At 49.3% G+C, this 14,468-nt stretch carries 9 protein-coding genes; 6 read left to right on the top strand and 3 right to left on the bottom strand.

Features of this window, described 5'->3' with window-relative positions; all coding sequences use genetic code 11:
* The first annotated feature begins 230 nt into the window (after positions 1–230).
* Genes ACK8P8_RS05500 through ACK8P8_RS05475 form a run of 6 tightly spaced genes read left to right on the top strand, consistent with a single transcriptional unit; the run spans position 231 to position 7,301 of the window.
* Positions 231–353, top strand: coding sequence for a potassium-transporting ATPase subunit F (locus ACK8P8_RS05500; RefSeq protein ID WP_222621151.1), 123 nt, complete (start codon positions 231–233; stop codon positions 351–353).
* Between the two features lie 5 nt (positions 354–358).
* Complete coding sequence (kdpA, locus tag ACK8P8_RS05495) at positions 359–2,065, top strand: potassium-transporting ATPase subunit KdpA (RefSeq protein ID WP_410025610.1); 1,707 nt, start codon at positions 359–361, stop codon at positions 2,063–2,065.
* 22 nt (positions 2,066–2,087) lie between these two features.
* Complete coding sequence (gene kdpB / locus ACK8P8_RS05490) at positions 2,088–4,121, top strand: potassium-transporting ATPase subunit KdpB (protein ID WP_410025609.1); 2,034 nt, start codon at positions 2,088–2,090, stop codon at positions 4,119–4,121.
* Positions 4,122–4,130: 9 nt separating this feature from the next.
* Complete coding sequence (locus ACK8P8_RS05485) at positions 4,131–4,703, top strand: K(+)-transporting ATPase subunit C (RefSeq protein ID WP_410025608.1); 573 nt, start codon at positions 4,131–4,133, stop codon at positions 4,701–4,703.
* Between the two features lie 10 nt (positions 4,704–4,713).
* Positions 4,714–5,838: a sensor protein KdpD gene (locus ACK8P8_RS05480; RefSeq protein ID WP_410025607.1), complete on the top strand. Its 1,125-nt coding sequence runs from the start codon at positions 4,714–4,716 to the stop codon at positions 5,836–5,838.
* A gap of 14 nt (positions 5,839–5,852) precedes the next feature.
* On the top strand, positions 5,853–7,301 hold the full coding sequence (locus ACK8P8_RS05475) for a HAMP domain-containing sensor histidine kinase (protein WP_410025606.1): 1,449 nt from the start codon (positions 5,853–5,855) through the stop codon (positions 7,299–7,301).
* Positions 7,302–7,479: 178 nt separating this feature from the next.
* On the opposite strand, the gene glgP is transcribed toward ACK8P8_RS05475, so the two are convergent.
* From glgP to ACK8P8_RS05460, 3 genes are all read right to left on the bottom strand, one after another.
* The gene (gene glgP, locus ACK8P8_RS05470; protein WP_410025605.1) at positions 7,480–11,715 is read right to left on the bottom strand and encodes an alpha-glucan family phosphorylase; all 4,236 of its coding nucleotides are present in this window, start codon (positions 11,713–11,715) and stop codon (positions 7,480–7,482) included.
* A 5-nt stretch (positions 11,716–11,720) separates the two neighbouring features.
* Complete coding sequence (locus tag ACK8P8_RS05465; protein WP_099291987.1) at positions 11,721–13,070, bottom strand: glycoside hydrolase family 57 protein; 1,350 nt, start codon at positions 13,068–13,070, stop codon at positions 11,721–11,723.
* A gap of 93 nt (positions 13,071–13,163) precedes the next feature.
* Positions 13,164–14,447 (bottom strand): glycosyltransferase family 4 protein, encoded by a 1,284-nt coding sequence (locus tag ACK8P8_RS05460; RefSeq protein ID WP_099291986.1) that lies wholly within the window; start codon positions 14,445–14,447, stop codon positions 13,164–13,166.
* Positions 14,448–14,468 lie beyond the last annotated feature (21 nt).

Genomic DNA, 14,468 nt, shown 5'->3' with positions numbered 1-14,468 from the left:
CAACCTTTTCAAAATGGAAGGGTCGCACGCCCGTGCGTTCTCCGCCGCATCGCAATAACACTCTTTATACCAACACATTGCCCCTACTCCACCCGTTTTGGTACGCCGATGGCATACACAAGGGGAGTAAACAACAGTATTCACTAAAAAAGAGTAGTTATGGATTTATTTTCATTCGGATTTCTGGTATGTATCCTAAGCGGCGCGGGCTGCTTCTGGTTTTTCTACAAATGTATCGATTGGTTCGAGAAAATTTAAAAGGGAGATTAATCATGTACACGGCATTATTTATCATTAGTATTATAGCATTCGGGTATTTGATGTATGTTCTTGTCAAACCCGAGAAATTTTAAACGGTATGAATACGGAAATTTTAGGTGTTATCGCGCAAATACTCCTGATGGGACTGATTGCCTACCCGTTGGGAAAATATATTGCCAAAGTTTATAGAGGCGAGCGGACGTGGTCGGATTTCATGAAACCGATCGAGCGATTGATTTACAAGTGGAGCGGTATCGACCCGGAAGAGGAGATGAACTGGAAACAATTCTTGAAGGCGTTGTTGATCGTGAACCTTTTCTGGTTTATCTGGGGTATGGTGCTTCTGGTGACGCAAGATGTGCTGCCGTTGAACCCGGACGGGAACGAGGGACAGACCGCGCACCAAGCATTCAACACGTGTATCAGTTTCATGGTGAACTGTAACTTGCAACATTACAGCGGCGAGAGCGGGTTGACGTACTTCACGCAATTGTTCGTTATCATGCTGTTCCAGTTTATCACTGCCGCTTGCGGTATGGCGGCAATGGCAGGAATCATGAAAGCACTTGCCGCCAAGACGACGCGGACGATCGGCAACTTCTGGAAATACTTGGTGTTGAGTTGTACCCGTATCCTGTTGCCGCTATCGCTAATCGTCGGTTTTATCCTGATTATCGAGGGTACGCCCATGGGATTCGACGGCAAAATGGAAGTAACGACAATGGAAGGCGCCACGCAAATGGTATCACAGGGACCAACCGCGGCTATCGTGCCGATCAAGCAATTGGGAACGAACGGGGGAGGCTATTTCGGGGTAAACTCTGCCCACCCGCTGGAAAACCCGACTTACTTGTCCAACATGGTGGAATGTATAGCCATATTACTTATACCCATGGCGATGGCGTTCGCGTTCGGGTTCTACCTGCGCCGCCGGAAACTGGGATATTGCATTTACGGGGTGATGCTTTTCGCTTATCTGGTTGGCGTGTGCATTAACGTGAGTCAGGAAATGGGCGGTAACCCGCGGATTGACGAGCTGGGCATCGCACAGGAAAACGGAGCGATGGAAGGAAAAGAGGTACGCATCGGTTCTGCCGGTACAGCCTTGTGGAGTATCACCACGACAGTGACTTCCAACGGTTCGGTGAACGGTATGCACGACTCCACGATGCCGCTTTCCGGAATGATGGAGATGTTGAACATGCAAATCAACACGTGGTTCGGTGGTGTCGGCGTGGGTTGGATGAATTACTTCACGTTTATCATTATCGCCGTGTTCATCAGTGGATTGATGGTAGGACGTACCCCCGAATTCCTCGGCAAGAAGGTGGAAGCGCGGGAGATGAAAATAGCATCCATCGTGGCCCTGCTGCACCCGTTCATTATCTTGGTCGGAACGGCGTTAGCGGCTTACCTGTACGTGCATGCCCCACAGTTCGTGGCAAACGAAGGCGGTTGGTTGAACAATCCCGGTTTCCACGGGTTGAGCGAGATGCTCTACGAGTACACGTCATCGGCAGCGAATAACGGTTCCGGTTTCGAGGGATTGGGCGACAACACGTGGTTCTGGAACTATTCTTGCAGTATCGTGCTGATTCTCGGTCGTTTCTTGCCCATCGTCGGGCAGGTCGCCATCGCCGGATTGCTGGCAAGTAAGAAATTCGTGCCGGAAAGCGCCGGTACACTGAAGACGGACACGGTGACTTTCAGCATGATGACATTTGCCGTTATCTTTATCGTGGCAGCCCTGTCATTCTTCCCCGCGCACGCTTTGAGTACGATTGCCGAACATTTAAGTTTGTAACATTTATTGGAATTTTTGAGATATGAAAAACAATCAAACCACTTCCCTATTTCCCAAAGAACAGGTAATGGAAAGTTTAAAACAATCATTCGTGAAATTGAACCCGCGGGTGATGATAAAGAACCCGATCATGTTCATGGTGGAGGTTTGCTCCGTGATCATGTTCGCCGTGATGATATACTCTATATTCAACGATGAGCAGGGTTCATTCGCTTACAACACTTGCGTGTTCGTCATCCTGTTTATCACGCTGCTATTCGCCAATTTCGCCGAGGCAATCGCCGAAGCACGAGGCAAAGCGCAGGCAGACAGTTTGAGAAAAACGAGAGAGGAAACTCCCGCCAAACGCATCGTGGACGGGAAAATCCAACACGTGAGCAGTTCACAATTGAAGAAAGGCGATGTTTTCGAATGCGAAGCAGGTGACGTGATTCCCTCGGACGGGGAGATCATCGAGGGACTGGCTTCCATCGACGAGAGTGCTATCACGGGGGAATCCGCTCCCGTTATCCGGGAGGCCGGCGGGGACAAAAGTTCCGTGACAGGCGGTACGAAAGTGCTGTCCGACCGTATCAAGGTACTGGTTACCACCCAACCGGGAGAGAGCTTCCTTGACAAGATGATCGCCCTCGTGGAAGGCGCATCCCGCAAGAAAACCCCGAACGAAATCGCGTTGACTATCTTATTGGCAGCATTCACGCTGGTATTCGTGATCGTGTGCGTGACGTTGAAACCGTTCGCCGACTACACGGGAACGGTAATCACTATCGCGGCTTTCCTATCCTTGTTCGTGTGTCTTATCCCGACCACCATCGGGGGACTACTTTCCGCCATCGGTATCGCCGGAATGGACAGGGCACTACGTGCCAACGTGATTACCAAATCGGGAAAAGCAGTAGAAACAGCCGGGGACATCGATACCCTGTTGTTGGATAAAACGGGAACGATCACTATCGGTAACCGGAAAGCGACACGGTTCTACGCGGTGGAAGGTATGGAAGAGAAAGCATTCATCGAGGCTTGTATGCTCTCGTCCGTGTCTGACGAAACGCCGGAAGGAAAGTCCGTTATCGAGCTGGCTCATGAATCCGGCTTGCGCGTGCGGGGATTGCACACGGAAGGCGCACGGATGATTAAATTCACTGCCGAAACCCGTTGTTCCGGTATCAACCTGAAGGACGGTACCGAGATCCGAAAAGGTGCGTTTGACACGATCCGCAAATTAACGGAAGAAGCCGGAAATAAATTCCCGCCGGAAATCACGAAACTGGTCGAAATGATTTCGGCAAACGGAGGTACCCCGCTAGTGGTAAGCATCAACAAGAAGGTTGCCGGGGTAATCGAGTTGCAAGATATTATCAAACCGGGTATTCAAGAGCGTTTCGAACGCCTGCGTAAAATGGGTGTGAAAACAGTGATGGTGACGGGTGATAACCCGCTGACGGCAAAATACATCGCCGAGAAAGCCGGGGTGGATGACTTTATCGCCGAGGCTAAACCGGAAGACAAAATGGAATACATCAAGAAGGAACAAGCCGCCGGAAAGCTGGTTGCCATGATGGGTGACGGAACGAACGATGCTCCCGCCTTAGCACAAGCCAACGTGGGAGTTGCCATGAACAGCGGTACGCAAGCCGCCAAGGAAGCCGGTAACATGGTAGACCTTGACAACGACCCCACGAAGTTGATTGAAATCGTGGAGATCGGTAAACAGTTGCTCATGACACGAGGTACATTGACAACTTCCTCTATCGCCAACGACGTGGCAAAGTACTTCGCCATCGTTCCCGCCCTGTTCACGCTGTCAATCCCCGAACTTGCCGCGTTGAATATCATGGGATTGCACAGTCCGGAAAGTGCTATTCTCTCTGCCATCATCTTCAACGCGATCATTATCCCGATATTGATCCCGCTGGCTTTGAGAGGAGTACAATACAAACCGATCGGGGCTTCCGCCCTGCTCCGCCGCAACCTGCTGATTTACGGTGCAGGGGGTATCATCGTTCCGTTCGTCGGAATTAAACTGATTGATCTAATTGTTGGTTTATTCTTTTAATTGAAAGTCATGAAAAATTTTATAAAGTCATTTAGAATCACGATCGTCTTCTGTATCTTCTTCTCCGTGTTTTATATCCTCGTACTGTGGTTATTCGCCCAAGTAGCCGCACCTAACGGCGGCAACGCAGAAATCATCGAGATGGACGGCAAAATAGTGGGAGCCGCCAACGTGGGACAAACCTTCACGCAGGACATCTATTTCTGGGGACGCCCCTCCTGTGCCGGTGACGGGTATGACGCATCAAGTTCCAGCGGTAGCAACAAGGGACCTACCAACCAAGAATATCTCGACGAGGTAAAAGCACGGGTAGACACCTTCCTCGTGCATCATCCCTACTTGAAACGCAGTGAAGTTCCTGCCGAAATGGTAACCGCAAGCGGTTCCGGACTAGACCCGAACATCACACCGGAATGCGCTTACGTGCAGGCAAAACGTGTAGCCGAAGCCCGGAAGATGAGCGAAGAAAAAGTGTTGTCCATCGTGGAGGAAGCCGTGGAGAAACCGTTTCTCGGTCTGTTCGGTACAGAAAAAGTAAACGTGTTGAAACTAAATGTAGCATTGGAAAAAGCAGCTAAATAAAAACAAGTTCATGGGAAAAGAAGAAAACGTACAATATTTCCTAGACCTAATCAAACGGTCGCGACGAGGCAAGTTTAAAATCTACATCGGCATGATTGCCGGTGTAGGTAAAACTTACCGTATGTTGCAGGAAGCGCACGAATTACTGGAGAATGGCATCGACGTACAGATCGGGTATATCGAAACACATGGACGTACCGGAACGGAAGCCCTCGCGCAAGGGCTTCCCGTCATCCCGAGAAAGAAAATATTCTACAAGGCGAAAGAACTGGAAGAAATGGATCTGGAAGGAATCCTGCTGCAACACCCCGAACTGGTGATCATCGACGAATTGGCACACACCAACGTGGAAGGCAGCCGGAACGAGAAACGGTGGCAAGACGTCATAGAGTTACTGAATGCCGGAATCAGCGTAATCTCCGCCGTCAATATCCAACATATCGAGAGCCTGAACGAAGAGGTGAAGAACATTGCCGGAATCGAGGTCAAGGAGCGTATCCCGGATAGCGTGTTACAGGAAGCGGACGAGGTCGTGAACATCGACTTGACCGCCGAAGAACTGATCAACCGATTGAAAGCCGGGAAGATTTACCGTCCGGAAAAGATTCAACTGGCGTTGAATAACTTCTTTAAAACAGAGAATATCCTGCAATTACGGGAATTAGCCTTAAAAGAGGTCGCCTTCCGTGTAGAGAAAAAGGTAGAAACGGAAGTTGTCGCCGGGGATATGGGTATCCGGCACGAGAAATTTCTCGCCTGCGTCAGCAGCAATGAAAAGACTCCCCGCCACATTATCCGCAAAGCCGCCCGACTCGCCGCGCATTACAATACCACGTTTATAGCCCTCTACGTGCAAACACCGCGGGAAAACGCCGACCGCATCGGGCTCGCCACGCAACGTCATCTACTGAACCACTTCAAGCTGGCTACCGAACTAGGGGGCGAAGTGATGCAAATCGCTTCCCCGCACGTGTGGAAAACCATCGTCGATACTTGCCGCACGAGGCAAATCACCACCATCTGCATGGGACAACCGAGTTTCAGAATGCCTGCTTCATGGATAAAAATCAACAGATACAGAAAATTCCTAAACGCAACGAGAGAAATGAACATTGATTTGATTATACTCGCGTAATAAAACTGAGGATCATGAATATAAAGACTAAATTAACGATAGGAATAGGAGTTCTGGTTGCCATGATCATATTGCTGGTCGCCCTGTCGGTAGTAAACTTACAAATACTGACCGCAACCGAGCCGGACAGTCCGGCTGCCGCCCCCGGTCTGAACCGAGCTTTGTTATGGATCGCTATTGTCGGGATTACATGTATCGGTATAGGGATAACCATGTTGATACGCCTCCCCTCCTCGATTAACAAACCGATCAAGGAATTAACCGACGCCATCACCGAGATCGCAAACCATAACTACGAGAAACGCTTGAATATAAAGGATAATCAAGAATTTTCAGTAGTATCCGAGAACTTCAACCGTATGGCACAACGCCTTGCCGATTATCACGCCAGCACGCTGGCACAGATGATGTCGGCAAAGAAATACATGGAAACCATCATCAACAGCCTCAGCGATCCGATTATCGGACTGAATAACGAGATGAAAATCCTCTTTATCAACGACGAAGCCCTGAATGTACTGAACCTGAAACGAGAGGAAATATTGAACCAAGCGGCACAGGATATTGCCCTACGAAATGATCTGCTGCGCAGACTGATACGGGAACTGGTCGGCGAACACCCGCGGGAGAAGCAGGAACCCTTGAAAATCTATGCCGACAATAAAGAAAGTTATTTCCAAGCCAAATACATGACCATCACCCAACCGGGTAAAAACGGCAAAGCCCCCGAAAAGAAAGGGTACGTGATCATGCTCAAGAATATCACGGAATTTAAAGAACTGGATTCCGCCAAAACTACTTTTATTTCCACGATTTCCCACGAGTTGAAGACACCCCTCTCCGCTATTCTCATGAGCCTGCAATTGCTGGAAGACAAGCGAATCGGTGCACTAAACCCGGAACAAGAGGATTTATCCAATAGTATCAAAGAGAACACGGAACGACTGTTGAACATCACGAGCGAATTGCTGAATATGACTCAAGTCGAGGCGGGTAAACTCCAACTGAAACCCAAAATCACGAAACCGATAGAATTGATAGACTACGCTATAAAAGCGAACCGGGTACAGGCAGAGAAATTCAATATCCAGATTGAAGTGGAATACCCCGAAGATAAAATCGGCAAATTGTTCGTTGACAGCGAGAAGATAGCATGGGTATTGACAAACCTGTTAAGCAATGCCATCCGCTACTCGGCGGAGAACAGTAGAGTTATCATCGGAGCCTGCCAAACACAAGACGGATATATCGAATTGTACGTCCAAGACTTCGGAAAAGGCATCGATCCCCGCTACCACAAAAGCATCTTCGATCACTATTTTCGCGTCCCCGGAACAAAAACACAGGGCAGCGGTCTAGGACTTTCCATCTCCCGCGACTTCGTGGAAGCACACAGCGGAACACTGACGGTACAAAGCGAATTAGGAAAAGGAAGCACGTTTACGATGCGATTGAAAGCCTAGATACCATTTTAGATTTAGCGATTTTAGATTTTAGATTGAACTCCTCCGTCTGCTTCGCATCCACCTCCTCTATAAACAGAGGAGGAGCTGGAATACCACCTTACGCCCCGGGAAACTTTTCAAGCGTCAATATAAAATTACGAAGTCCTTCAATCTAAAATCTAAAATCTAAAATTAACTAAACCCACTTCACCAAAGCAAAATCCTGCCTGTGCGGTAACAAGATATTCTTCGGGAATATCCGCAAGCCCAGCATGAACTGCCCGGGATCATCGGGGGTTACCTCGATCGAGTAAAGTCCCTTACCATTCTCGAAAGAAACGGGAACGAACTCCTGCGTGAAGCAAACCTCAAGCCGCTCGTCTTTCTTCATCATGGCAACCAACTCAATACCCACGTCGTCAAGAGATAATTCCCCAAGCTCGAGAGTAACTTTGGCCTGATAGGATTTCCCGAGAGAAATAATCTGTTTGGATTTATCCGGTAATATCAAACCGTCTACCTGCACGGAATCCCATTCGCGGCTTACCTTCTTCTTCCACTCCGCAATCTGATTCGCCAAAGCATAGTTATTCTCGCTCAAACGGTGATAACGGCGGGACATCGGAAGATAGAATTTATCCTCGTAATCCGACAACATCCGGTTAGACGTGAAGTTTGCCGCCACCTTGGCAATCGTGTTCTTGATAAACCCTGCCCACGAAGCGGAGATCCCGTCGGCCGCCTTATCGTAGAAAGCGGGGGCGATCTCCGACTCGATAATATTGTATATCATCTCGGAATCCAGTTCATTCTGAAATTCCTGATTCTCGTATGCCCGTTCCATCGGCAAAGCCCAACCGGCATCTTTCTGGTAACCTTCCACCCACCATCCGTCGAGGACGCTGAAATGCATCACCCCGTTCATGGCGGCTTTCTCGCCACTCGTACCGGAAGCCTCCTGCGGTCGCGTGGGCGTGTTCATCCAAACATCCACCCCTTGCACCATCAGACGTGCCAAGTCCATATCGTAATTCGGCAGGAACAATATCTTACCCAAGAACTGCGGGTATTTCGACACTTCCACGATACGTTTAATCAAATCCTGTCCCGCTTGATCCGCCGGATGTGCTTTCCCTGCGAAAATAAACTGCACGGGACGATCCGGGTTATTCACGATCTCGTTCAAACGATCGAGGTTGCGGAACAACAGGTGTGCCCGCTTGTACGTCGCGAAACGACGGGCAAAACCGATCGTCAGTATATCATCCCGCAACGTGTCCTGAATATCCACGATCTGTTTCGGGGTAAAATATGCCGTGACCTGCTCGTCCGCCAAACGATGCTTGATATGACGGATCAACCTGGAACGCAAGATGTTGCGCGTTTCGCTGATGATTGAATCGGGCACTTGATAAATACCCTCGAAACAAGCCTTATCGTAATGATGCGTCTTGAACTTCTCACCAAACACGCCCCCCTGTATCTTTTTCCACTCGGGAGCCGCCCACGTCGGGTAGTGCACCCCGTTAGTCACGTAACTGATATGCAACTCTTCCGGCATGTAACCCGGCCACAAGTCCTTGAATATATCCCGGCTCACCTTGCCGTGCAGCCAGCTGACACCGTTCACCTCCTGCGACAGGTTCGCCGCAAGGAAGCTCATGGAGAACTTCTCGTTCGCGTTTACCCGTCCCAGAGCCAACATCTGTTCCCACGTGATTTTCAACCGATCAGGCACGAACCAGAAATAAGTCTTCAACATACCTTCCGAGAACGAATCATGTCCGGCAGGAACCGGGGTATGAGTCGTGAACAACGAAGAAGCGCGAACCACTTCCATCGCTTCCGCGAATGAAAGCTGACCGTCCGCCACGTATTCCCGCAGGCGTTCCAGACCGGTAAACGCGGCATGTCCCTCGTTACAATGATAAACATCCGCCTCGATACCCAGCTTGCGCAAAGCACGGATTCCACCGATACCCAACAATATCTCCTGCTTCAAACGGTTTTCCCAATCCCCGCCATACAGGAAGTGCGTGATACTACGGTCTGCTTCTTGATTATCCTCGTAATCGGTATCCAACAAATAGAGTTCCACCCGTCCCACGTTCACTTTCCAGATACGGGCATACACATCCCGTCCGGGGAAGGTTAAGCTGATAGTCAACCAATTGCCATTAGCGTCACGCGCCGGGGCTACCGGAATCTTCGTGAAATCCTGCGCCTCATACTCCGCTTCCTGATTACCGGCAGCCGAGAATTTCTGGGTAAAGTAACCGTAACGATACAACAAACCTACTCCCGTTATCTTGGTTTTCTTGTCACTTGCCTCTTTCATGTAGTCCCCGGCAAGGACACCCAAACCACCGGAATATATCTTCAATGACGAATGTAACCCGTACTCCATGCTGAAGTAAGCGATAGAAGGCTCACTCATCTGCTTTTTTTCCTCCATGTACTTCGAGAACTTATTGTACACGGCCTCTAAACGTGCCACGAACTCCTCGTCATTCTCCAACTCCTTGTAGCGATTCAAAGAAATCTTGTCCAACAAGGCGATGGGATTATGGCGGGTCAGCATCCATTGCAACGAGTCGATGCTCTTGAACAAATCAATAGCCTCCTCGTTCCAGCACCACCAGAGATTATTCGTCAACTCCTCCAACGCCCTCAACCGTTCCGGGATGGAACGATGAATGATAATCGAAATCCAGTTCGGCGTGGCAGAAGCGCTCTTCTTCTCGATAAACGACCATTGCTCCTCCTCCACGACCGGAAGTTCGGCGATACGCTCGTTCACCTTGCCGACAGCCATGCGGTAGGCATCGTTGTAATAGGACACCAGATTCTCCCACAAGGCAATCTTGGACACTTCTTTCGCGTTCTTGCATATTGCTTGAAAATCCCGCTTGTTCATGGCGGCAACCTCCTTTATCTTGTCGGCTATCTTCCGTACCACTTCCTCGTTATTCCGGTCATCCCGACGAATCACCTCGATACCGGGATGCGCTTTCTTGTAATGGGATTCCACCCACAACCCGAATCCCGCCAAAGTCGTCGTGATAGTCGGCACCTTGAACGCCAGACTTTCCAGCGGCGTGTATCCCCACGGTTCATAGTACGAGGGAAACACCGTCAGATCCATACCCACGAGCAGGTCATAGTAAGGCATATTGAATACCCCGTCATTCCCGTTCAGGTAACTCGGACAGAAAAATACTTTCACTTTGTCCTCCACCCGGTTCAACAACTGTTCCTCGCCCAGTTTCCGCAACACGGGATCGTTCTGCGGGTCGGACAATTCGTGTGTCATATAGGGTAACACGGTTTCCACCGCTTGATACGGACGTTCCAGATTATTTACCAATTCCCGGTTCACGCCCTTGAAGCCTGCCGGAACAAGAATGAAAGCAAGTATATCCCGTTTGTTTTCCGCGTTCCGGTTCAAACGTCCCAACGCCTCGACAAACACGTCCAGTCCTTTGTTCTTGAACTCGTAACGCCCGCTGATACCCACTATCAACGCGTCTTCCGCCACAGCTCTGCCCAACTGTGCCTGAGCAACTTTCAACAACCTATCACGCCCTTCCTGACGTTTCCTCGGGTAATTCGCCTCGTCCGGCGTAAAACTATTCTCGAACCCGTTCGGGGTAACCGTATCCACGTTCTTGCCCAAGAAATGCGCACACTCCAACGCCGTGATATCACTCACCGTCGTGAAGGCATCCGCCCATTCCGCCGACTTGCTTTCCAACGACTGTTTGGCAGTCACGCCAAAACGCCTTGCCGTTTCCGCAGGGTCATAATCCTTCATCGGATCGTATAACGGCAACCCGTTCCCAGCGATACTACGCCCGAGTACCGTGGCATGAGTAGTGAACACGCACCCGATTTGCGGCATCACGTCCCGCAAGTAAAGCAACCCGCTTCCGGTCATCCACTCGTGGAATTGCGCTATCACCTGCTGACGCGCAGACACATGGTAACGCACGAAACTCTCGATCACTTTTCCCGCCGTGAACCCGAACAACACGGGTTCGATGTAGTCCCACTGTCCCGTGAGCGAATCCACCTGAAACTTATCCCAGAAAGAGGTCAGTATCTGATCTTTCTGCGGAATAAACGAGGTGAAATCCACGAGTATTACCGCCGGGTTACCCGCGATATTCCAACGTCCCACTTTTATACGCAACCCCTCCTGTGCGGCTTTCAAACGCCACGATTTAAACAAGTGGGGATCTTCCGTGAACTCGGGGTTCGGTACATCATACCGCCACACGTCGGGTCCGATCAATATATGGTTGTTCTTGAATTCCCCGGCCATACTCAACACCTTCGTTGAGATCACCGTGTGTATACCTCCAACCTTATTACACACTTCCCAGCTTACCTCGAACAAATAGGCGGGATTTTTCAATTCCAAATTGTTCATACTTTTTAATGTTTTGACTTAACTTTTTTCTCCTTGTCGTCCACCTTTTTTGATGTCTTCGCAGAACTTTCCGCACTCTTTTTTTGAGGCGTCCTCGTCGTTTTCTTTGATTTCACGGGGCTTTCCTCTTTATCGGTGTCCTTTTCATCTACAAGTATACGCTTTTTTTCCATATCCTCCACCCTCAAGATAACATCACTTAACACATTCATGTAATTAATAAATGCCTCGTAAGGAGTTTCGTAAGGAGAAACGTAACGGTGGAAATCATTATCCGAGAATAGTTTTGTCCTCATGTAATAGAAATGGTCGCTCGATTGCAAACGCCAGTAATCCTTATCCAGAGCCTGATCGTTTAACGCCCTCACCCGAGGTTGTATCTTGAACAACTCCTCGAATGCCTCCGTTTGCAGTTCGTTCCCTAACCATCCTGTAATATCTTTTTCTTCATCCGACCATGAAATCGGGTATGGCACGTGCAAGGGTGCCACGGGTTGATGCTTCTTCACCACCTCTTTCGGCGTCAAAAACTCGAAATCCGTCATGGAGAATATATATTCCGGCAACGATCGCATAAACTCGAAAATACCCGTTTCTGCGGATTGGTTCTCGCCGAACGTTTCGTAATTCATAAAGAGATTCACTATCTCGCTCTCCGCCGCACTCTCGTTCAACCAACGGGCGTATTTATCCGCCGTGATCGGCCACTCGTTCCAACCCCGCTCGCCAAAACGCATGGAAAGATCATCGCTCAACCGGGAATTCTTCAACAACAACTTCAGTTTCGGGTTCGCCGCATTCGTGTACAGGAAATTCGGACTCTTCCATCCCAACACATGCTTCGCCCCGTCCGTCAGCATCGCTTCAAATCCCATCGCGGCCACCCGCTCCCCGATCAGATCGGAATATATCAACGAAGAATTGCGCAGCGTCACCGGTTTCTGACCGAACAACTCCTCCATTCTCTCCACGTGCCGCTTCACCTGTAACTCGAATTCATCGGTAGACGAGAGGGATGCCAGCGAATGGGGATAAGTTTCCGCCAGAAACTCCACGCACCCGGTCTTCGCCAACTCTTGGAAACTCTCGATCACCTCCGGGGTATGCAGGGCAAACTGTTCCAATGCCGACCCGGAAATAGAAAAACTCACCTTGAAATTCTCCCCGTAATGCTTAATTATATCCATGATTAACCTGTTCATCGGCAAATAGCATTTCTCCGCCACCCGCCGGATTGTCGAGCGATTCACGTACTCGTCAAAATAATCATGACGTTTGCCTATATCAAAAAAGCGATACCTTCTCAGTCTCACCGGTTGATGTATCTGAAAATAGAAACACAATGTCTTTCTCATAACCATACATTTTTAATTGAGAATTGAAAATTGAAAATTGAAAATGACTTCTCCCTTTTCTTCCTTTTCAACCGTCTATTTTTATTACTTAATTTAAATTCCTAACACGTTTTCGTACACCTCTTTTACTTTTAAAGCGGCATTTTCCCATTTCAACTGATTGACTTCCTCCAATCCTTGTTCACCCGCCATTTTACCCAGTGCAGGGTAAGACAGTAAAGCATACATGGCGTCCGCCAACGCATCCACATCCCAATAATCAACTTTAATAGAATGCTTCAAAACCTCTGCCACCCCGGATTGTTTGGAAATGATAGTGGGTACACCCGCCCTCATTGCCTCCAGCGGAGAGATACCGAAAGGTTCGGAAACAGAAGGCATCACGTACACGTCGCTGTACGAGAACATCTTCTGCACGTCGTCCCCCCGCAAGAATCCGGTGAAATGGAACTTTGTCGCTATCTTCAACTGTGCCACCCGACGGATAGACCGGTTGAACAGGTCACCGCTTCCCGCCATAACGAAACGCACGTTAGGATAACGTTTCAAGACTTTGTACGCTGCTTCTATAAAATACTCGGGACCTTTCTGGAAAGTGATCCGTCCCAAAAACGTAACCACCTTCTCTTTCACGCCCCGTTCAACTTCCATGTCCTCGCGTGTTTGAAAATCCACGGCGTTATGAACGGTCACCACCTTGTCGGGATCAATACCGTAACGATTGATCACGATATTACGCGTCAAATTACTCACGGTAATCACCCGGTCGGCGACCTCCATTCCCCGCCGTTCGATATCATACACCTGTTGGTTCACGTGCTCCCCGCTCCGATCATACTCCGTGGCGTGCACGTGAATCACCAGCGGTTTGCCCGAAACCTTCTTTGCCACTATCCCGGCAGCATACGTCAGCCAGTCGTGCGCGTGTATAATATCAAAATCCTGTTGCGCCGCTATCGTCCCAGCCACCATGGCGTAGCGTGCAACCTCCTCCATCAGATTCGCCCCGTATTTACCGGAGAACTGAAACTTGTTACGGAAAGTGATATGTTCCCCGTGCTCCCCGGTCTTCACCGCTTCTGTCACCGTTCTCTCGAAAGTTTCCGGATCGAGATAAGGCACCAGATTGGAACCGATCTCCATAAAGTTCACGTTCTGCCAGTATTCGTCCAATGTAGAATACTCGCTCATCATTTCTACATCACTCGCATTAATGATCTTTGCAACACTTTGGTCTTCATCACCCCCGGCCTTAGGCATAACGAACATGATTTTGACTCCATGTTTAGCCAATCCCTTCGTCAAGCCGTAACTGGCCGTTCCCAAGCCCCCTGCAATATGTGGTGGAAACTCCCACCCAAACATCAATACTTTCATATTATATAATTTATATGTGTG

Source organism: Butyricimonas muris (assembly GCF_046365375.1).
Classification (GTDB): domain Bacteria; phylum Bacteroidota; class Bacteroidia; order Bacteroidales; family Marinifilaceae; genus Butyricimonas; species Butyricimonas muris.
Note: the sequence above shows the minus strand (reverse complement) of the source record. Positions and strands in the feature narration are given on the sequence as shown.